Origin of the sequence: Nostoc sp. C057, from assembly GCF_013393925.1 — a bacterium.
Lineage (GTDB): Bacteria > Cyanobacteriota > Cyanobacteriia > Cyanobacteriales > Nostocaceae > Nostoc > Nostoc muscorum_A.
In genome coordinates this window covers 1368143-1389665 of the sequence record NZ_CP040281.1, presented here as the reverse complement: position 1 = coordinate 1389665, position 21523 = coordinate 1368143, and the positions used below count along the sequence as shown (strand labels likewise).

Below are 21523 nucleotides of genomic sequence, written 5' to 3'. Positions count from 1 at the left end.
GCCCAATTCCCCATTGTCAATTGACTTTCCTATTACCACTTGCCTAATAGTACCTTTTCGTAGTACATCTATACTAACTAAATACAGGAAATAGTCGCCCAAAAACCTTTGCGGGCGAATATTCCTGGAATCAGTCGTCAATTATGATTGGCCGTCTGTGGGTAGAAGTGCGAGGATTTGGTCAACAAACTGTTGATGGTCAACAACTGGCTTAGAAATGTAGCCATCAGCGCCGCTTTGCTTGAGAAAATTCTCGCGATCGCCTTCCATAGCATGTGCCGTCACCAAAATAACAGGTAAGTTCGCTGTTTTTGGATCGGATTTTAACATCTGTGTAATCTTGATTCCATCAACAGATTTCCCTTGGTAAACACTTCTGGATAAAGAAACATCCATTAAAATCAGGTCGGCTTCTCCTGATTGGGCAATTTTTATTACTTCTTCCACATTTTCAGTATGTTTCACTCCCAAGCCGCCGCGCTTGGACAAAATCTTGGAAAAAACGCGAGCATTAATTAGATCGTCTTCGACAATTAAAACAGTTTTCATGAGAATTTTAGTTATAGAGGTAGAGGTGAGGGGATTAAGCAATTCAAAATTAAAAATGAGAAAATGCAGTCATGGCAGGTATCCTGGCTATAAAGCCTATACAAATTAAATGTGCAGCAGATTATTATTCGATTAAAACAGCTACCTGCTATCTGTTTCCTTTTTAATAGTGTATGTACCTCCTTGTCATCAAGGATGATACTACTGCTTTTTCTTCTATGACTATCAATATTTTGTTAGGAATCCCATTTCATCCGTTATGCTGTGGTTGCTGCAATATTGAGTTCTGCCGGCTTTTGTGTAGTTAAATTTCAGGGAAAAAACTCATGGCAAAACAGTTAAACCTTCTCTCAACGGGACAGGTAATTCCAACAGCCCTGCACACCGAGATGCAACGGTCTTATCTCGAATATGCCATGAGCGTGATTGTCGGGCGAGCGCTACCAGACGTGCGTGATGGCTTAAAACCAGTGCATCGGCGCATTTTGTATGCAATGCACGAACTCGGTTTAGTACCAGATAGACCCTATCGAAAATGTGCGCGTGTAGTGGGTGATGTGTTGGGTAAATACCATCCCCACGGCGACCAATCAGTTTACGATGCCTTAGTCAGGCTAGTGCAGGATTTTTCTAGCCGCTATCCTTTGCTAGCAGGACACGGTAACTTTGGTAGCGTCGATAATGACCCGCCAGCAGCGATGCGTTACACAGAAACGCGCCTCGCACCGATCAGCCATGAGGGAATGCTGACAGAAATCGGCGAAGAGACGGTGGAATTTGTCGGGAACTTTGATAATTCCCAGCAAGAACCAACAGTGCTACCTGCTCAATTGCCGTTTCTGTTGCTCAATGGCTGTTCTGGGATCGCCGTGGGAATGGCGACGAATGTACCACCCCACAACTTGGGGGAAATTGTGGATGGGTTAATTGCCTTAATCGACAACCCAGATTTGCCAGATGAAAAGTTATTCGAGCTAATTCCAGGGCCAGACTTTCCCACCGGTGGAGAAATAATTGGTGAGACTGGAATTCGGGAAGCATACACCACAGGTAAAGGTGGAATTCTGCTGCGGGGAGTTGCGACTCTAGAAGAAATTCCAGCCAGTAGGGGAAGCAAGCGACGGACGGCAATTATCATTACAGAATTGCCATATCAAGTGAATAAGGCAGCCTGGATTGAGAAGGTAGCAGACTTAGTAAATCAAGGTCGTTTGCAAGGAATTTCTGATCTGCGGGATGAGAGCGATCGCGAAGGGATGCGAGTAGTAATTGAACTCAAGCGCGATACCAATCCCCAAGAAGTTCTCCAGCATTTATATCACCAAACTGCTTTGCAAATGACGTTTGGGGCAATTCTCCTAGCAATAGTGGATGGACAACCCCGCCAATTAAGTTTGCGTCAACTGTTGCAAGAATTTTTGAGTTTCCGAGAAGAGACGCTGAACCGTCGCTACAATTACGAGTTGGGTAAGGCTCAAAGTCGCGTGCATTTGGTGGAAGGTCTGCTGAAAGCGCTATCTAATTTGGATGAGGTAATTCAAATTTTGCGACAAGCTCCCGATGGGAGTACGGCAAAAATAACCCTTTGTAGCCGACTGGATTTGAGTGAGGTACAAGGAGATGCAATTTTGGCTATGCCATTGCGTCGCCTCACCAGTTTAGAACAGGAAAATTTGCAGCAGGAATTTGAGCAGATAAGCGGACAAATTAGTGTGCTGGAGCAATTACTCAACGATCGCCGTGAATTACTCAAGGCGCTGAAAAAAGATTTGCGATCGCTCAAGCGCAAGTACAGCGATCCCCGGCGAACAAAAATTGGAGAGGAGCAAAAGTCTAGAGCCGAGGAGCAGAAGTCTAGGGCAGAGGAGGAGGAACTTAAATCTTCTGAACCGGCAGAAGAAGCAATTTTAGAATTTACCCAACGGGGTTATGTCCGCCGCACCCAACCATCTGGGAGAAAGTCAAAAGCTGAAAATGGTTTGCACGATAATGACTTTATTATCCAAACCGTGTTGACTGACACTCAAAAAGACTTGCTAATACTAACTGGTGGCGGCAAAGTCTACCCTGTGAATGTGGGAGAAATTCCGCCAACTACTGGGCGTTCTCCACGGGGAAAACCTTTGATTACTATGCTCAGTAATACTGCTCAAGGCGCTCAAGAAGCTGTAGTCAGCCGCTTTTTGCTGCCGGACAATCTCGAAACTCAGCAGATGATTCTCTTAACAAAACAGGGACGAATTAAGCGTCTGTCTCTGGGAGAATTCACAAACTTGACGCGGCGCGGAATCACGATTTTAAAGCTCAAAGACGATGATGAATTGTCATTTACCCAGTTCACAAAACCAGGGGAACATCTGATTTTAGCTAGTTCCGGTGGACGAGTATTGCGCTTCGCAACCAATGATGAACAATTACCGATCATGGGTCGCACAGCGATGGGTTTACAAGCGTTTCGGTTATTGAAAAATCAGCAAATGGTTGGCTGTGTGACTGTCGGTAAAGATGACCATCTGTTGCTAGTTACTCAAGAAGGATATGCCAAGCGCATGGCTGCGAGTCAGTTAAGAGCGGCTAATCGCGGCGATTTGGGGACGCAAGCGCTGAAATTTGCTAGCAAAACTGATAATTTAGCTGGTATGGTCATAGCGATGCCTTCGGCGGGCTACGCCAACGCATCTGGCGAGATAGCTTTAGTGACGAATAAGGAACGGGTAGTGCGGATACCTGTGGAAACAGTACCGATTTTAGGCCGGGATATCAAAGGTGAAAGTATCATCCAACTCAACCGCGATGAAAAAATTATCACTGTGGCTGAAGTGCGATCGTAAATCAGAGTGATGTTCAACTTGCGACAAGCCAACTTGCAGGATTTAGAGGCGCTAATCCAATTGTGTCTCGAACTCCTGCGGGAGGCTGGCGATATTAAAGGTGACTCTGACACCACAAACCTAGCTCAGATAAGACCAAAACACTTGTAGAGACGGCGATTTATCGCGTCTCAAAAACCTAAAATTTTTGTCAGTGACCCTTAACTGAACCTTATTGCCTTATAACAGCAATCTCTCAGGCTTAGAAGCTTATATTATGAACGTTTATACAATTCCGATGTGGCGAGGACAGGGAATTGCAACAGCTTTATGAGAGAAACTGAGGCAAAACGCCTCTGGCTTCACGCCACTGAGGATGGTAAACGTATCTACTAGCAGCTTGGTTTTGTTTCGACTTCAAAAGAAATGGATTTGGTCTGTAATGATTTAAATCATCAATAAATTTTTATTTTAAAATCCGAAAACTTTAGTGAATAAAGCAATATAACTAAATTACTTGATAATTAATCTTAATAAGATTTATTGTTTATAAAGGTAAAAGTCTAGATAACATTTCTTCGATCTGTGTAAATCTTACTGAAGGCTGATGTTTTAATCTGTATAAATAGCTATATCTATTTATGTCAAGGTATGGAAACAAAAGTATAAAAAATGTTGCCTTTCTAAAAATATTTGTTATATTAGTTTACATAAGGCAATAAACCTTAAAAATAAACTTTGGAGTCCGAACCATGACAAATGCAAGCACAACAAAAGTCACTACTCCTGTAATTGAAGATCGCAACGCTTGGCGCTGGGGCTTTACCCCACAAGCAGAAATTTGGAACGGTCGCTTGGCAATGATTGGCTTTTCAGCAGCTATTTTGGTTGAAGTTTTTTCTGGTCAAGGCTTCCTACACTTTTGGGGCATCCTATAACTTTTAATATCTAAGATGACCTATAAATAAAAAAACCTGGAGTGCTAATTCACTACCAGGTTTTTTATTTTTTTGTCATTAGTTCAGTTGTCATTTGTCCTTTGTTTATTTACTAATGACCAATGACTAATGACTGTTAACTAATTGACTACCGAATATATTCCTTGAGAACGCTGTTACGATTTGGGTGGCGTAACTTACGAAGTGCCTTAGCCTCAATTTGACGAATCCGTTCGCGGGTGACGTTGAAAATCTGGCCGATTTCCTCAAGGGTTTTCATGCGACCATCATCCAAGCCGTAACGTAGTCTGAGGACATCGCGTTCACGGGGACTGAGACTGTCGAGGACTTTTTCCAGGTCTTCGCGCAGAAGATTTTTGGAAACTTGGTCTTCTGGTGTCTCACCATCGGATTCAATAAAATCGCCCAATCGAGAATCTTCTTCTTTACCAATAGGCGTTTCTAATGAAATAGGCAACTGGGCAGATTTTGCTATAAACCGCAATTTCTCAATGGTCATTTCCATCCGAGTGGCAATTTCTTCCTCGGTTGGTTTGCGACCCATTTCTTGAGACAGTAACTTGGTAGTTTTCTTAATCCGAGAGATGGTTTCGTAAAGGTGAACTGGAAGACGAATTGTGCGGGATTGATCTGCGATCGCGCGGGTAATTGCTTGACGAATCCACCATGTAGCATAAGTTGAGAACTTATAGCCTTTTTCGTGGTCAAACTTTTCAGCGGCACGAATCAAACCGAGACTGCCTTCCTGAATTAAGTCTTGGAACGACAAACCACGATTCATGTACTTCTTAGCAATTGAAACCACAAGACGGAGGTTAGATTGCACCATCTTATCTTTCGCTCTGCGACCAACATGCAGGCGATAACGAAAAGCTGGTAAGGGCAGTTGTACTGCTTCTGCCCATTCACTATCTCGAGGATCGCGATCCAACTGTTCCGAGAGTCTTTCCCGCACTCTCTCTAATTCCAGCAAATCGGCGATTTTCCGCGCCAATTCGATTTCTTCGTCTGCCCGCAACAGCCGAATTCTACCAATTTCTTGCAAGTAAAGCCGAATGGAATCTTCTGTGTAATGCTTTTTCTTGCTTTGTGTCCGACGACGCGATTTAGCGGCTTTTCCAGACTTTGCGTCGTCCTCATCAGACTGAGGCTCTAAAAATTCATCGTCACCTTCATCGATGATAAGCAAGTCCTCTTCATCATCTATTAAGAGTTCTTCTAACTCGAGCTCAGGCTGATTCATTATTTCTAGGTCAGGCTGATATATGCTTTCGAGTACGTTGTTAGCCTGGTTCATGCCGCGTTCCTCATGCTCCTTGCAGAATCAATTACTCAAGATGTGTTTACTGCTCTTTTAAACGAGCCAATTGTCAACCGAAAATAAGCTTTTTGGCAGATTTGCCAGAAATATTTTCGGATCTTTTGCACCTCCGGTAGGAGGTTTTTTTACTTTAGTTTAAGCCATTCCTAAAAGTGATTTGCTCGCCCTAGTAAATGTTATATGTGTTGCTATCACATACTGCTTTCAACTAACTGGTCAAAAAAAATACTCGTCTTTCGGAAAAAATTTGCCACTCTATACTAATGAGTTCAGACTGCTGGCAGATTTTCTTATAAAGACTCTTCCGATTGTAGCCTGTTTCACAGAAATTGCACTCTTTTTGTGTATTAATCATGAACTCCCAGAGTAATTATTAGCCACTATTACCAAAAAGACATTAAAAACAAGAGTTATACCCTGAAATTTTTCTCCACTTTTCGGAATTGCAGTGACGTTCTTATTACATTACAAAGTAAGTACGCTTGCTCCTGCTCGATTTCATGTATTTTACACAACATTAATTACTTAGGAAGAGTGCATTGTATGTTAACTCAGACGACAAGTATTAATCTACCCATTTTTACATTTCCTTCATAAATTACGCATTCCTGAGATTAAAGCTAGTCTCTCGATTGGGTAAATACAACCAGGGTGGCGGTGCTTGCCTTAAAGAGTTAACCTTCTGCTTACTAATTACCTTAACTGAGGAGTTGAGGCTGTAGCATATCGACCTGATGGCAGATCAATTTAGGTTTAACTAATTCGGCCTTATTCACACGTTAGCGCACTGTGGCAATTTCAGCCCTATGAAACTTGACAAACTCTTCTTATTGTATACAAGGATATTTTAATCAATTCAAAAACAATTTGTCCTGTGGATTTGCCAGTATAGTCCTATTTCTGGCAAAACTTCATTAGATACATACGATACAATCGCGATCGCTACGGCAGTACATGAAGATATTAACAAGTTTTCAGCCAGATGGTGTGTGCTTCCAGTAGCATTATCTGAAGCCGAGAGAACCCAGAAAATTACCTGATAATTTTAGTTACAAAGCTGGATTGCGTAACTTAATTGTAAATTTCAATACTTATATTTCGGTAACTTTCTGTCATCTTATGATGAGAAATCCTCAAAATACTTATTAATTGCTGTTTGATAGATGATATTCAGTGATTTTCTTAAAGCATAACAAATGTGTTTCTAGTTGGTGGACAAAATTAATTAGCTAGTCAGTGCAAAAAGTATTGTGCCAACTAGCTTTCCAGTAAAGTTGGTAGTTTTGCTAACACTAGAAGATTGAATTTTCGTCAGATATTGACAATAAGCAAATTATATGAGTTATCAAAAATTTCAAATTTACGTAAGAGTTACGGAATAACATAGACGGTTGGCGTAGCCTCTCGTAGAGAAGCGGCTTGGCGAAGGCTACCGCAGAGGTACAGTTGTATAAAGCATTTATGAAATCTTGCTTTGTCATCACCCAAAAGAAGTATTTTTATAGAAGCCTAGGAAATAAAAAAGGTAATGGGTGAAAACGTATCACTCATTACCAATGTCACAAATTATTAGAGTAGTGGTAGGGAATTGATATTAAATATCTAAATCGGTGAAGTTGAGTTTAGAACCATAAGTTTCGATAAATTCTCGTCTGGGTGCGACACGATCGCCCATTAAAATTGTAAAGATGCGATCAGCTTCAGCAGCGTCCTCAATTTCGACTTGCTTCATTTTGCGGGTTTCTGGGTTCATGGTGGTGTCCCAGAGTTGTTGTGGCATCATTTCACCCAAACCTTTGAAGCGTTGGATGGTATAGTTGGCGTTAGCAGGGAATTTGGCGATCGCTTGATTCTTTTCGCGATCGCTATAGCAATACTCATGATTACGTCCCCGTTCTACTTTAAACAGTGGGGGACAAGCAATATAAATAAAGCCTTGTTCGATGAGCGCTCGTTGATATCGATAGAAGAATGTTAACAACAAAGTACGGATGTGCGCTCCATCTACGTCAGCATCCGTCATGATGACTATGCGGTGATAACGCAGTTGGTTGGAATCGAATTCATCACCTTTGACACCTAAACCGAGGGCTGTAATTAACGATTGAACTTCGTTATTTTTATAAATTTTAGCGTCGTCGGTTTTTTCAATGTTAAGAATTTTACCACGTAGAGGCAAGATAGCTTGAGTGCGGCGATCGCGTCCTTGTTTGGCACTCCCGCCTGCTGAGTCCCCTTCCACGATGAATATCTCAGATTCGCTAGGATCACGAGAACTACAATCTGCTAATTTACCAGGTAATGGCGAAGATTCTAGTACAGATTTGCGTCGAACTAATTCCCGCGCATGACGCGCTGCTTCTGCGGCTTTGAAAGCTTGGATAGCTTTATCTAAAATTGAATCTGCGATCGCCGGGTGAAATTCTAGATATTCGGTGAGGACTTCTCCCACCAGAGAATCGACAATTCCTCGTACTTCGGTGTTACCGAGTTTGGTTTTGGTTTGTCCTTCAAATTCTGGATCTGGCACTTTAACGGAAATTACCGCAGTCAAACCTTCGCGGACGTGTTCACCACTTAGGTTAGGTTCATTCTCTTTAATTTTATTGCGCTTGCGTGCGATCGCATTTAATGTCCGCGTCAAAACCGCCTTCAACCCTTCTAAGTGCGTACCACCATCTACCGTGCGAATATTGTTAGCAAAACCTAGCACATTATCCGTATAGGCATCAGTACACCATTGCAAAGAAACTTCCACTTGTACGTTGTTGCGTTCGCCCTGTACATAGATAATTTCTTCATGCAGGGGTTGCTTCTCACGGTTCATGTAAGCAATGTACTCTTTGATCCCACCCTTGTAATTGTAGGATTCTACCTTCGGTGTATCGCTTTTTAGTAGTTCTAGCCGATTATCAGTAAAGGTAATTTTGACACCTGCATTCAGATACGCCAATTCCCGTAGGCGACCTGATAAAGTGATGTAATCAAACTCAATGCTAGTTGTAAAGATTTGAGTATCTGGCTTGAAGGTGACAGAAGTTCCAGTTCTAGCTTCCTTGTAAGGCTTTGCTTGCAGTTCACTAACTGGGATACCGCGTTCATAGCGTTGGAGATAAACCTTTTTATCTCGCCAAACTGTAACTTCTACAACTTCAGATAGGGCATTAACAACAGAAATACCAACCCCGTGCAATCCTCCAGAAACCTTGTAGCCACCGCCGCCAAACTTACCACCAGCGTGTAGTACCGTCATCACGGTTTCTAAAGCTGATTTCCCGGTGCGCGAGTGAGTATCGACGGGAATACCGCGACCATCATCTGTTACAGTTACGGAACCATCAGCGTTGATATCCACCTCTATATGAGTGCAATGACCCGCCAAAGCCTCATCGATTGAATTGTCCACCACCTCGTAAACTAAATGGTGGAGTCCTCGCGGCCCGGTGGTACCAATGTACATTCCTGGTCGTTTGCGGACGGCTTCCAGACCTTCCAGAACTTGAATCTGATCGGCACTGTAACTGCTCGTCATGTAAACTCTCCTGATGCGTGGGGTTAAACTCGCCTAAAAATAAATAAAAGCAAAAACACTCCAAAATTGTAACACAAAAGCCTTGCTAGCGTCTGTAGGGCATTTTCAAGAGAAGTTTATACTAGGGTTGCACTACCGTGCAATAAGGCCAAACTTGGGCATGGGAGAAAGAGAAGAAAATTAATGATTAATGACTAATGACTAAATTAATTGTGATTTGTGGGGCGACGGCAACGGGTAAATCGAGTTTGGCTTTGGCTTTGGCGATGCGGTTGGGTTCTGTAATTATTAGTGCCGATTCTCGTCAAGTTTACCGTGAGTTTGATATTGGGACGGCAAAACCAACTGTGGCTGAACAAAAATTAGTGCCGCACTATTTAATAGATATCTGCGATCCCACAGACACGATGACAGTAGCAGACTACCAGGAACAAACACAAGCGTTAATTGCTTCTGTTGATGTTACGCCACTTTTGCTAGTTGGTGGTACTGGTTTATATATCCGTTCCATTGTTCAAGGGATGAAAATTCCGAGAGTTGCACCACAAATAGAATTGCGATCGCAACTTGAATCTCTAGGTCAGCTTCAACTCTACGCCATGTTACAACAAGTTGACCCCGTTGCAACACAAAAAATTCATGCTAATGATTCAGTACGAACTCTAAGAGCTTTAGAGGTATATTATGTTACTGGATGTCCGATTTCCCAACAACAAGGGGAGAATCCACCGAATTATCCGATTTTGCAAATTGGTTTAGATTGCGATGTTGAAAAGTTGGAGAATCGGATTAAACAGCGTACTGACCAAATGATAGCAGATGGTTTGGTTGCGGAGGTGGAATATCTTTGTCAAAAATATGGCGCTGATTTGTCTTTGTTGAATACTTTAGGCTATCAAGAAATCAAGCAATATTTAGCTGGGGATATTTCCTTAGATGAAGCGAAAGAGTTAATAGTTTTGCATACACGACAATTTGCCAAGCGACAACGCACTTGGTTTCGTGCATATCCCCAAATTGAATGGTTTGATGCGAATGATCCTGATTTATTAGATAAGGTTTGGCACAGGATAAATGAGTTTACAAATTGCGCTCATTCTTCGTGAGATTTTTGCTCATGTAAAGACGCAAAAATTTTCGCGTTTTTACATGAGTGTCCTAGAGAGTTTCGGGATCGATGCCCATAGCTCGTAGCCGTTCTGCTAAAATTTGAGTGCGTTGTTCAGCTTGTTCGGCGCGTTCATCTCCAGTTAGCAAAACAGTACCATCTTGGTAGCACCAGCGTAACCAATTATCCTGTCTATCTTCAAATTTACCTTCCCATAGGGTTATACCTAAACCAACTTGTTCTAACCAAGTTTCTGAAGTTTCAAAGTAGCGTGTTCCTCTCAGTTCATAAACATGCAGGATTTTTTCTGCTAATTGCTGATTTGGGTCATATACGATGTAGTAACTAGCCCGCATGTGTTCATAAATTCGTAGTTTTTTGCCCAGTTCATCACCTTCTTTATTAGAGACAATTTCGAGGACAACTTCGGGAGGTTTGCCAAAACGCCAAACCATATAACAACGATTTTGTTTCTCCCACCAATTTTGAGGTACTTGGACATCTAAGCTGAGAAAGACATCAGGTACAATGGGTGGTTGAAGGTCTGTGTAGTAAATACCTACATTCGCTTCAGCTAAAAAAGTTTGGTTTTGTAGAGAACTGTAAAGAGATCCGACTAAAAGGCGTTGTTGTTTGGCAGATGCGAAATTGTCCACAGGTGTATCATTTTCAGTTACTAGCTGGTTGGCATCTGGCACATAGTAATCATCATCATTGATTAGAACTTGCTGAACCATGACTTTATCCAGTATTAAGAGCGTTATTTCTAGGTTAATTGATTGGGGATAGAAGAGTGCTGAACTAGATATTTAGAGAAACGTATCGGGCAAGTATCTCTTGTTTTCTCAATTAGAAATAGACTAACTGACTTAAAAAGAAGGCAAGAGCTGCACTACCCAAAGGGACTGTCAAATTGTCAATACCCAAAAAAGAAAAAGCCTCTAAAACTGTAGCGATAAATGCAACCGCAAGTGATATTACCCAAGTTTGCCAACTGTTTCCTTGAGTTCCAACTAAAATCAAAATACTGATGAAATAGCTAACCAGCATCATAGTTAGGGAGCCTTCCCAACTTTTTTGTGTACCAAAGACTTTATATTTGTGTGTACCAAAGCGTTGTCCAATTAAGGCTGCTAGTCCATCTCCCCAAGTCATGATCAAAATTCCTAGTGCTGCGTACTGAGGTTGTTGTAAGTACCAGAAGCTGGCAACTAAAATACCGAAACTAACAGAGTAAAAAAATGTCCCGAAACTTTGCCGCCCAACGCTATTAATACCAGGAAGAATAGGCAATCGGTAGGATAATAAGGTGATTGCACTCGCTAGAATGGAAGCTGTAATCCCTACACTAGCGGGGATATCTAGCCACCAAGCAAGTAAAATTACATTACCAGTGCCAATATGAACTATCTTCCGCACGATTTCTGGCTTGTCGGCAAAGCGGTTTACCACCCCTGCAATCACGAGGATGATTAACACCCAAATTGCAGTAATCGCAATTTGCAGCCATAAAATCGGAATTGAGGTGAAGTCAGAAAATGTAATCAACAAAGATGTAACAAAATGAAAAATTTTACCTCTGTTACTAATTTATAAGATTTAGGTAACTGCAATGAAACTATTATTTATTTGGCTGATTCGGGGCTACCGAATGTTTATCTCGCCGTTGTTTCTCCCGACTTGTCGCTTTCAACCAACTTGTTCGATGTATGCTATTGAAGCCATTGAACGATTTGGAGTGTTACATGGTAGCTGGATGGCAACTCGGCGGATTTTGCGCTGTCATCCGTTTCATCCAGGTGGTTACGATCCAGTGCCGGAGGTGGTGGAAAAGGTTAAGGAGGAGTAGTTTTGTGCAAATGGTAGGGAATTGAGGGGTGGAGTTTAAACGCAAAGGGGCGCGGAGGGACGCAGAGAATGAGAAGAGGGGTAAATTATTAAAGGATGTGTTCGTGAGTATAGGTATTTGGGGAGATGTCAACAGATGAGGTTGTCATCTAGCGTGGGAAGGTTGAATAATTTAATTTAGACTTACGATGATTAATTTTACTGCGATTTCTATACCAGAACCACAAATTCCTACTCCTGGCCCGAGTCCGCTACCTAGCCCCAATCCTGAGCCGAATCCGCTACCTAGTCCTGAACCTGTACCGGGACCAGCGATTCCTCAACCCTTGCCGGGGCCTGTACCAGAAACAGTACCTGCTCCTATTCCTCAGACGGTTCCAGGGCCAATTCCCCAAACCATACCGGAACCTGTTTAGATTACCTTGGTAATGTAATCCAAAATCTCACATCTAAAATCCAAAATGCTAAGAGCCGGAATTGTCGGACTTCCCAACGTCGGAAAATCTACTTTATTTAATGCTGTAGTTGCTAATGCCAAGGCAGAAGCAGCTAACTTCCCTTTTTGCACGATTGAACCGAATGTCGGCGTTGTCGCAGTACCGGATGAACGGTTAAATGTTCTTGCTAAGATTGCCACTTCGGTACAAACTATCCCGGCGCGGGTGGAATTTGTAGATATTGCCGGTTTAGTTAAAGGTGCAAGTCAGGGTGAGGGACTAGGAAATCAATTCCTGTCCCACATCCGAGAAGTTGATGCGATTGTCCATGTGGTACGTTGTTTTGAAAATGACGATATTATCCACGTTGCTGGTTCTGTTGATCCAGCACGAGATATTGAAATCATTAATATAGAATTGGGTTTATCAGATTTATCACAAATTGAGCGGCGAATTGATCGCACTCGCAAACAAGCTCGTACCAACAAAGATGCACAGTTTGAAATCACAGTTTTAGAAAAATTAGCTGCGGCTTTAAATGAAGGTAAATCGGTGCGTCAGATAAGTTTGAATGAAGAAGAAGAAGTCATTATTAAAGGGCTGGATTTGCTCACTTATAAACCGATTATCTACGCCGCGAATGTATCTGAAGATGAGTTGGCAACTGGTAATCATTTTGTGGAAACAGTGCGGCAAATCGCAGCAACAGAAAATGCCCAAGTTGTGATAGTTTCGGCTCAAGTTGAAGCTGAATTAGTGGAATTACCAGAGGAAGATAAAGCTGATTTTCTTGCATCTTTAGGTGTGGAAGAAGGCGGTTTGAAATCGTTGATTCGGGCAACTTACTCGCTTCTCGGCTTGCGGACATATTTTACCTGCGGCCCCAAAGAAACCCGCGCTTGGACAATTAATGCCGGAATGTCTGCACCTCAAGCTGCTGGTGTAATTCACAGTGATTTTGAGCGGGGATTTATTCGCGCTGAAACTGTCGCTTATAAAGATTTGGTAACAACTGGTTCGATGAATGCTGCGAAGGAAAAAGGGTTGGTTCGCAGTGAAGGAAAAGAATATGTTGTGCAAGAAGGGGATGTAATGTTGTTCCGATTTAATGTGTAGGGGTAATTAATTAAGTGGCCGTTATCAATCAGATAATGGTCAACTTATACCAAATTGCGATCGCCTACGGTGGGGATACCGTTGGCGAAATATTACTTAATATAAAAACAGTCATTTTTCCGTGTAATACATGGAAAGATAGTTCTACCTTTCCATGTATTACACGGTAATAAAAAATTACGTTAGCTGCCTCAATTATCAATAAACTAGAAGAAATACCTTTGGAGGCAGTATATGTGCTTACATCTCGAAGAAATTCCTCCTATTCCCGATGAAACGGTACGTGTAGCCAAGGCTGCATTTCCAAAAGGTAATTTATATATGCGCTTGCGCGACGAACTGGGAATCTTGTTTCAGGATGAAGACTTTGCATCTGTATATCCTCTAAGGGGGCAGTTAGCACAAGCACCGTGGCGACTAGCGATGGTACTGATAATGCAATTCTTAGAAAACCTGTCTGATAGACAAGCAGCTTCTTCAGTACGAGCAAGAATTGATTGGAAATATGCTTTATCGTTAGAATTAACGGACTCAGGCTTTGATTTTAGTGTTTTAAGTGAATTCCGCGACCGACTAATCTGTGGGGGTATCGAGCAGCAAATACTAGATAAAATGCTCTCAAGATTTCAGGAATTAAAACTACTATCAGCCAGAGGAAAACAGCGCACCGATTCTACCCATATTCTGGCAGTAGTCAGAGAATTAAGTCGATTAGAAAATCTAGGGGAAACTCTCAGGTATGCTTTGAATGCTGTAGCAGAAGTTGACCCAGGTTGGCTTAAGTTACTGGCTCCTCCTGAGTGGTACGACCGATATTCAAAACGTTTTGAAGATTATCGACTGCCCAAAACTACGAGTGAGCGAGAAGCATTGGCTATCCTCATTGGGGCATATGGCTTTTGTTTACAAGCGCAGTATCCGTTGGAAAAAAACTCAAGATGCTGATGGAAACCAAGTAATTCGTATTAACTTCCGTGCTGGCGATTGTTCAATTTGTCCTGTTCGCTCTCACTGCACCCGCGCACAAACCAAGCCACGTAGCTTGACTTGTGCAAGGTTCTCAATCGTTTCATTGCTGAACTAATCGGTTCAGTTTAGCTGTTTGGGGAATTCGCCAACGGTATCCGCCGGGGCTGCGATCGCTCTTGAAGCCTGTCCGGAGCGTTCGCGCAGCGTCTCGTAGAGAGGAGGAACGACGTTCGCAAGAGCGTGTCGCAGACAAGCAATCGACTTTAACTACAGGATTATGTGATTACTTCGCTCCGTTATCACTGCGCTCGTAATGACAATTTAAGGGGTCTATAACGCCTGAAACCCTTTCAGATAGTACTTGTGTGTACACCGTAGCTAAGTTGGAGAGAGAAATAGAAGTGAGGTTTTCCAGATGCCGTGAAAAGTCAGACAGGCTCCCACTGATTGTCTTTAATTTTTAATCTTTAATTTTTAATTTTTAATTCCCTAAAGGGGCTGACTTGGGCAAGCAAATAGTGAAACAAGTTCTACCTGGCTGTGATTCAAATGAGAGTGTACCGTGATGACGATTTTCTACAATCCGGCGAACAGTTTCCAAGCCGAGTCCAGAACCACGCCCCACTGATTTGGTGGTGAAGAAAGGTTCAAAAATGCGGGTTTTAATTTCAGGTGGAATTCCACTACCAGAATCGATGATGTCAATATGGGCAAAGCGATCGCAATGGTGTGTTGTAATTTCCAGCAGTCCCTTACCATCCATTGCATCTATGGCATTATCAATCAAATTCGTCCACACCTGATTTAGTTCACTCCCATAAGCAAGAATTTTGGGAAGATGTTGCTCGTAATTACGTTGTACTTGGATGCCGCACTTGAGTTTATGAACAAACAGTCGCAATGTATCTTCTAAACCTTGATGCACATCGACTTCTTGCTGAACGCCTTGATCGAGGTAAGAGTATGACTTCATCGCTTGCACAAGTTCGGAAATTCTCTCGGCTCCTCGTAAACCATGTTTAATCATTGACATGACTTCAAATGAGAGCGATAGCCAGTGCAATCCCATTTCTCGCAATTCAGTCTCGTCGTTGCGCCAACGTTCCATCATCTTATCTAGGGTTTCGACCTCAACACCACCTTCTGCTAAAGGTTCGGCTAATTTCCATGCCTGCTTCACACCATAATCTTCTAACCATTCCAGCAAGACATTTTCGCGATCGCTTAATGTCACTGGATCTAGGCGATTATTTAAAATCGCATCATAGCCTTGATCCCGGATTCTCAACCAGTCTTGAGTATGGGCTTCTTCAACATTGCGTTGCCCATAAACTAAGTTCATTCGTTGTAGTTCCAGGATAGCGGCTGGCATTTCCCCTAAAGTCCGAACGAGGGCTGAAGCTGGGTTGTTGAGTTCATGAGCTAGACCGGCGGAAAGTGTCCCTAAAGCCGCCATCTTTTCCCGTCCCCGAATAAAAGACTCTAATCCCCGCATCCGACGTTCCATAATGCGGAAGACCATCCGCTCAAAATTACGACATTCATGGAGCAGTTTACGGAAATCTTCTCCTTTTAATTGATAGAGGTGGCAATTTGTCAATGCCCGCATTGTGACAGGTGCAGGTTCATCTGTGAGGACTGGAATTTCACCAAAAAAGGATGGGGCTTCGTGTTGCCCGATGGGAATTTCAACTCCTTCACTGCGGCGGGTGATGTTGATTTTACCTTTGACTAAGATAAATAAGCGACATGCAGGGTCTCCCTCATGAGACAACACTTCTCCACCAGAAAGTTCAACTGTTTGAGCGCGATCGCAAACCCACTCCAATTGCTCTTGAGAAAGCTGTTGAAACGGGTCTAAGTTGATCAATTCTTCAATACACAACATGAATCAACCTCCTTAGTTTTTCCTGTTCCAGCTAAACATTGCTCAGGTAGCGGTGAACGAATTGAATAGCGATCGAGCCTTCACCCACACCGGATGCCACCCGCTTAATTGATCCAGATCGCACATCTCCGGCTGCAAATATGCCAGGAACGTTGGATTCTAGCAAGAAAGGTGAGCGTTCCAAAGGCCAACCTAGAGGAGATTTGCCATTTTGCGTTAAGTCGGGGCCTGTGACGATAAATCCTTGAGTATCGCGTCGAATAATACCATCGAGCCAATCAGTTTTGGGGATAGCACCAATGAAGATGAAAAGCGATCGCGCTGGCATGGTTTCAGTTTGTCCAGTCTTGGCATGGGCAATCACAATTTCTTCTAGATGTTCATCTCCCTTGACTTCCACAACGCTGCAATCTGTACAAACTTGGATATTTGCAGTCGCCGCAATTTGGTCAATCAAGTATTGGGACATACTCAATGAAAGCGACTCGCCCCGCACCAGCATAATCACTTTGCTGGCATATTTAGAAAAGTGCATTGCTGCTTGTCCGGCAGAATTTGCCCCACCTATGAGGTAAACCTCTTCATTGCTACAGGCGATCGCCTCAGTCATGGCAGCACCGTAATAAATTCCGGCTCCTGTCAGCTTTTCGGCTCCTGGGACATTTAGCCAACGGTAGGAAACTCCGGTTGCAACTAAAAGTGCATGGCAACTAATCTCACTGCCATCCGCCAATTGCAGAACCCGATAAGGATCTTGCAGCTTAACTCCAGTTACTACTTGAGGAGTGAGGATTTCTACCCCAAATCGCCGCGCCTGAGTGACTCCCCGCCTGGCTAAATCGCTGCCGCTCAAGCCAACAGGAAATCCTAAATAGTTTTCAATGCGCGAACTTGTGCCTGCTTGACCGCCTGGTGCTTCACGCTCAATTAACACTGTACTCAATCCCTCAGAAGCGCCATAGACTGCGGCTGCCAGTCCAGCAGGGCCAGCACCGACGATCGCCAAGTCATAAAATGGTCGCTCTGCCTGGGTTTGCAGCCCAATTTTAGCGGCAATCTCTAAATTAGATGGTTGGATTAATCGGGAACCATCGGGAAACAGCACCAAGGGCAATTGCTGCCTGCCATCAGCTTGGGCGTATTCTATTAATTTGGCTGCATTTGGCTCCAGTTCAATATCCAACCACTTGTAGGGAATCTGGTTACGCGCCAGGAAATCTTTTACCTGATGGGAAAAAGGCGACCAGCGATTACCAATGACTCGAATCCCTTCAAAGGGTGGACGGAATCCTGCTAGCCAGTCATCTAGTAAATCATCCAAAACTGGATATAGCCGCTCTTCTGGTGGATTCCAGGGCTTGAGTAAGTAATAATCAAGCCTGGCACTATTAATTGATTTAATGGCTGCATCTGTATCTGCATAGGCCGTCAGCAAAGCACGTTTGGCATCAGGAAAGATGACTTTTGCCTGTTCAAGGAACTCCACACCTCCCATTTGGGGCATTCTTTGATCCACCAAGAATAAAGCAACTGCTTCATTCCGTAATTTGAGTTGCTGCACTGCGTCCAGAGCGGTAATACCGGAATCTGCCCGGACAATGCGGAAGCGATCGCCATACTGATGTCGCAAGTCTCGTGACACTGCTTGCAACACTTCTGGATCGTCATCGACGGTTAAAATTGCAGGTTTCGCCATAACTACTGTTACTTAACAATTACAGTACTTAGCTGTTATCTTCAAAAATTTGTCGTTAAAATATCTACTGTTTAACCAGTTGCTTTAAACGAAAGTATGCCTCTTCTGGTGTCAGCGCTTCTGATTGACTTTCATTAGGTATATAAAATACCCAAGTATCAGGAAAGTAATGCACCACAAAACTGGGAATCAGACCCAAACTTACTGCTTGCTTTCCAAGCTTCTCAGCTTGTTCCTCTAAACTCAGTTGGTCATGAAATGGGTGTTCAGCCATGCTTTTCATCTCCCTGCACTTTATTTGACCCTGGAAGAACGTTCAATACCCAGATTGCACGAATCACTTTTAAGTAATTTACTATGTTTCAGACTGAGCTTGAGAATATTTAGGTTTACTACCACAATATTTTCAAATATGGTTTTGTAGAGAATCATAAAGCTATTTTGGTCATTCCGGGTAACGCGCGGTTTCACAGCCCATACAGCATGGGGAATATTACTGGTCTATCGCATTAATTTTGAGGGATAAGAGAATGAACCGCGTACTCCTGCAAAAGCAAGCTACACGCAGCGTTTCGCAGAGAAGGAAGAAGGAAAGAAGAGAAATAGAAGAATTTATCTACTCGTCAAAATGAATGATATGAACCACTATTGGTCTGTCCCATTAATTGCGAGGGATAAAAGAACGAACCGCAAAGAGCGCAAAGTAGAAGAGGTAAAGAAGAGAAATTTAAAAGTGATTCACCTATCAAAACTTTTGGGACAGACCAATAGTGGTCTGTCTCATTAATTCTGAAGAGTTATAAAAGTTCGTAGTAAGGACTTTAGTCCTTGATTTGAGCGATTTATCGCTCAAATCAAACCTCGCAAAATTAATGGGACAGAACACTATGCAGTTTAAGGGTTTTGGCACTAACTAAACCGTATTCCTCTTACACGTAAAACAACCGGGAGCTTGGTAGCCCGTCGGCTTTAACCAGGGGTGCAAAAGCGACACTTCTTTAATTTATTAGTGAAGTAAAATCCCAACCCAGCAGTGTAGCAATCTGAGCAGGCAGGGTAACTGGATCAAAAGGTTTGAGGATTACACCTGCAACTTCATACTGTCGCAGAATTTGCGAATTCAGCCATCGCACTTTAGCACTAAGCAGGACTACAGGAATAGCTTGAGTTTCTGGATTATTTCTGATTTTATTTATAAGTTCAAAACTAGCAGTGTCATCAGGGCGAACGCACGGGATTTCTGAAACCCTTGCTGGGCAAGGATCTTGATGAAAAAATAGGCTAAATTAAAAAACGCCAAAACCCTTGCTATTAAAGGATTCTTATACTTTAGATGCGTTTGCCCTGGCAGTGTCATGGATTGAGATATCTAATACAATTGCATCGGGACTATCGCGTACTGCACTCTGTAATCCTTCTAATGGAGAATCTGCTGTCACCACATTCCAACCAGCTAAATCTTGGAGGCAAAGTTTTACTATCTCACGTACATTCAATTCATCATCAATTAGCAATATCGTTTTGCTAATTGTATTTACCTCCTTTACTATATTCATTTCATTTAATTAGACTTTCCTATCATTCAAAATATTTTTATCTGTAACTAAGAAAGATAAATCCAAAACATAAAAAACTAATGAAGATATAGAATTTGTTACAAAATCTCAAAATTAATTGTCCCAACCCAGAATTTCTATAACTTCTTTGTAAATAGAGTTGGGTTTAAAGGGTTTGGTAATCACCCCGGCAATTCCGATTTGAGGGAAACGGGTGCGATCGCGAGAGTTAGCCAGAAAATAATGGCGAATGTAACATTTTTGAAATAATTAGAGTGTAAAGAATAGTATCAATGAAACAAAAATTGCAGCTAAGGGTAAGAGATGAACTGCTGAGTTCTCTGTCCGAAACGCAGTTTCCAAGCTGGATTTGTCTCCTTTTTCTGCACCCTCGCAGACATTAGTGCAATTACCTTCAACTCTCATTGATGCGAAAGGTATCAATGATTTTTCATAAAAATGTTTCTCACTGCATTGTACAAACAGATTACACAGACTGAACCTCTCAGTTTTGAGACATAACTTTACTCAATTGAACAAATTTAGGAGACTGGATTAATGTTAGATGCCTTTACCAAGGTTGTTTCCCAGGCCGATACTCGTGGTCAGTTAGTCAGTAACGAGCAAATTGATGCTTTGTTGGCTGTGGTTAAAGATGGTGCGAAGCGTACCGATGTTGTGAACCGGATTACAAGTAACTCTTCAGCGATCGTCACCAATGCAGCTCGTGCATTGTTTGCAGAACAGCCCCAGTTGATTGCTCCTGGTGGAAATGCTTACACTAACCGTCGGGTTTCTGCCTGTATGCGCGATATGGACATCATTTTGCGCTATGTCACCTATGCGATGTTCCTGGGAGATTCCAGCGTTCTGGACGATCGCTGTTTGAATGGTCTGCGTGAAACTTATTTGGCTTTGGGTGTTCCTGGACCTTCCACCGGAATCAGCATTATCAAGATGAAAGAAGCTGCCATTGCGATCGCCAACGATCGCAACAATATCCAACCAGGTGACTGTAGCTCTTTGATGGCTGAATTATCCAGCTACTTTGATCGGGCGGCAGCAGCAATAAGCTAACAGTTCGTAGGCTCTTTGTCCAGATAAAACTTTTTGAAACATTAGGAAAATATCATTTAAATGAAAACACAATTGACTGAAGCGGTTGGATCTGCTGATTCTCAAGGTCGTTACTTAGGCAACGTCGAACTTCAAATTGCATTTGGTCGCCTGCGCTTGGCTACCGCAGACCTGGAAGCAGCAAAGCAGCTGGGTTTGAAAGCTCAACAGTTGGCTGAAGGTGCTGCGAATGCGGTCTACCAAAAGTTCCCCTATACCACCACCATGCAAGGCAACAACTATGCTTCTGATGGTCGCGGCAAAGCTAAGTGCTTACGTGATATCGGCTATTATGTGCGAATAATTCAATACTGCCTGATTGCAGGCGGTACAGGCCCTGCTGATGATTATATGTTGGCAGGTCTGGCTGAAATGCACAGTAGCTTTGAATTGGTTCCCAGTTGGTATGCTGAAGCGCTCAAGTATATCAAGGCTAATCATGGTTTAACAGGCGATCCTGGACTTGAGATTAATTCCTACATAGATTACATTATCAACGCGCTCTAGTAGTCTGCTAAGGAAACTTTGTTTGGTTCTCAGCAGAGGGGCAGAGGAAAAAAGACTTGGTATTTGCCTCTCCTCTATTCCTCTGCTTCCCTGCTCAAGAGCCTTCCTTCC

19 protein-coding genes and 1 pseudogene are annotated in these 21523 nt (G+C 42.7%); 9 read left to right on the top strand and 11 right to left on the bottom strand.

The window, feature by feature from the left end:
• Positions 1 to 141: 141 nt before the first annotated feature.
• Positions 142 to 549, bottom strand: a complete 408-nt coding sequence (locus tag FD724_RS05965) for a response regulator (protein WP_012412589.1) — start codon at positions 547 to 549, stop codon at positions 142 to 144.
• A 326-nt stretch (positions 550 to 875) separates the two neighbouring features.
• On the opposite strand from FD724_RS05965, the gene gyrA reads away from it, so the two are divergent.
• Entirely contained in the window at positions 876 to 3380 is a 2505-nt protein-coding gene (gene gyrA, locus FD724_RS05960) for a DNA gyrase subunit A (RefSeq protein WP_179071919.1), read from the top strand.
• 731 nt (positions 3381 to 4111) lie between these two features.
• Positions 4112 to 4297 carry a chlorophyll a/b-binding protein gene (locus FD724_RS05955; protein WP_069073374.1) on the top strand — a complete coding sequence of 62 codons (186 nt, stop codon included), beginning with the start codon at positions 4112 to 4114 and terminating at the stop codon, positions 4295 to 4297.
• A gap of 148 nt (positions 4298 to 4445) precedes the next feature.
• On the opposite strand, the gene rpoD is transcribed toward FD724_RS05955, so the two are convergent.
• Positions 4446 to 5615, bottom strand: a complete 1170-nt coding sequence (gene rpoD, locus FD724_RS05950; protein WP_012412585.1) for an RNA polymerase sigma factor RpoD — start codon at positions 5613 to 5615, stop codon at positions 4446 to 4448.
• Between the two features lie 1618 nt (positions 5616 to 7233).
• On the bottom strand, positions 7234 to 9171 hold the full coding sequence (gene gyrB, locus FD724_RS05945; RefSeq protein ID WP_114082444.1) for a DNA topoisomerase (ATP-hydrolyzing) subunit B: 1938 nt from the start codon (positions 9169 to 9171) through the stop codon (positions 7234 to 7236).
• A gap of 197 nt (positions 9172 to 9368) precedes the next feature.
• Here gyrB and miaA point away from each other — a divergent pair, with 197 nt between their 5' ends.
• Positions 9369 to 10277 carry a tRNA (adenosine(37)-N6)-dimethylallyltransferase MiaA gene (gene miaA / locus FD724_RS05940; RefSeq protein WP_179071918.1) on the top strand — a complete coding sequence of 303 codons (909 nt, stop codon included), beginning with the start codon at positions 9369 to 9371 and terminating at the stop codon, positions 10275 to 10277.
• Positions 10278 to 10329: 52 nt separating this feature from the next.
• Here the strand turns inward: miaA and FD724_RS05935 are convergent, their stop codons facing one another.
• Together FD724_RS05935 and FD724_RS05930 are read right to left on the bottom strand one after the other, a co-directional pair.
• Positions 10330 to 11016, bottom strand: a complete 687-nt coding sequence (locus FD724_RS05935; protein WP_179071917.1) for a Uma2 family endonuclease — start codon at positions 11014 to 11016, stop codon at positions 10330 to 10332.
• A gap of 112 nt (positions 11017 to 11128) precedes the next feature.
• Positions 11129 to 11830 carry a diacylglycerol/polyprenol kinase family protein gene (locus FD724_RS05930; RefSeq protein WP_179071916.1) on the bottom strand — a complete coding sequence of 234 codons (702 nt, stop codon included), beginning with the start codon at positions 11828 to 11830 and terminating at the stop codon, positions 11129 to 11131.
• A 61-nt stretch (positions 11831 to 11891) separates the two neighbouring features.
• On the opposite strand from FD724_RS05930, the gene yidD reads away from it, so the two are divergent.
• The 4 genes and pseudogenes from yidD to FD724_RS41940 all read left to right on the top strand — a co-directional run.
• A complete protein-coding gene (gene yidD / locus FD724_RS05925; protein WP_179071915.1) occupies positions 11892 to 12128 on the top strand; it encodes a membrane protein insertion efficiency factor YidD in 237 nt (78 codons plus the stop codon).
• Positions 12129 to 12315: 187 nt separating this feature from the next.
• On the top strand, positions 12316 to 12543 hold the full coding sequence (locus FD724_RS05920; protein WP_179071914.1) for a hypothetical protein: 228 nt from the start codon (positions 12316 to 12318) through the stop codon (positions 12541 to 12543).
• A 45-nt stretch (positions 12544 to 12588) separates the two neighbouring features.
• Positions 12589 to 13680 (top strand): redox-regulated ATPase YchF, encoded by a 1092-nt coding sequence (gene ychF, locus FD724_RS05915; protein WP_114082439.1) that lies wholly within the window; start codon positions 12589 to 12591, stop codon positions 13678 to 13680.
• Positions 13681 to 13914: 234 nt separating this feature from the next.
• Positions 13915 to 14257 (top strand): annotated as a pseudogene (locus FD724_RS41940) (transposase); the annotation flags it as partial.
• Between the two features lie 492 nt (positions 14258 to 14749).
• On the opposite strand, the gene FD724_RS05905 reads toward FD724_RS41940, so the two are convergent.
• The 6 genes from FD724_RS05905 to FD724_RS05885 form a co-directional block, all read right to left on the bottom strand.
• Positions 14750 to 14902 (bottom strand): hypothetical protein, encoded by a 153-nt coding sequence (locus tag FD724_RS05905; protein ID WP_179071913.1) that lies wholly within the window; start codon positions 14900 to 14902, stop codon positions 14750 to 14752.
• A 228-nt stretch (positions 14903 to 15130) separates the two neighbouring features.
• Positions 15131 to 16537 (bottom strand): ATP-binding protein, encoded by a 1407-nt coding sequence (locus FD724_RS05900; protein WP_179071912.1) that lies wholly within the window; start codon positions 16535 to 16537, stop codon positions 15131 to 15133.
• Between the two features lie 31 nt (positions 16538 to 16568).
• A complete protein-coding gene (locus tag FD724_RS05895) occupies positions 16569 to 18233 on the bottom strand; it encodes an FAD-dependent oxidoreductase (RefSeq protein WP_179071911.1) in 1665 nt (554 codons plus the stop codon).
• Between the two features lie 64 nt (positions 18234 to 18297).
• Entirely contained in the window at positions 18298 to 18507 is a 210-nt protein-coding gene (locus FD724_RS05890; RefSeq protein ID WP_114080584.1) for a hypothetical protein, read from the bottom strand.
• A gap of 724 nt (positions 18508 to 19231) precedes the next feature.
• Entirely contained in the window at positions 19232 to 19366 is a 135-nt protein-coding gene (locus FD724_RS40625; protein ID WP_256874460.1) for a hypothetical protein, read from the bottom strand.
• Between the two features lie 189 nt (positions 19367 to 19555).
• Positions 19556 to 19789 carry a response regulator gene (locus tag FD724_RS05885; protein ID WP_179071910.1) on the bottom strand — a complete coding sequence of 78 codons (234 nt, stop codon included), beginning with the start codon at positions 19787 to 19789 and terminating at the stop codon, positions 19556 to 19558.
• A gap of 558 nt (positions 19790 to 20347) precedes the next feature.
• Between FD724_RS05885 and FD724_RS05880 the strand changes: the two genes are divergently transcribed.
• Together FD724_RS05880 and FD724_RS05875 are read left to right on the top strand one after the other, a co-directional pair.
• A complete protein-coding gene (locus tag FD724_RS05880) occupies positions 20348 to 20866 on the top strand; it encodes a phycocyanin subunit beta (RefSeq protein WP_114080582.1) in 519 nt (172 codons plus the stop codon).
• Positions 20867 to 20926: 60 nt separating this feature from the next.
• Positions 20927 to 21412 carry a phycocyanin subunit alpha gene (locus FD724_RS05875; protein ID WP_114080581.1) on the top strand — a complete coding sequence of 162 codons (486 nt, stop codon included), beginning with the start codon at positions 20927 to 20929 and terminating at the stop codon, positions 21410 to 21412.
• Positions 21413 to 21523: the final 111 nt, after the last annotated feature.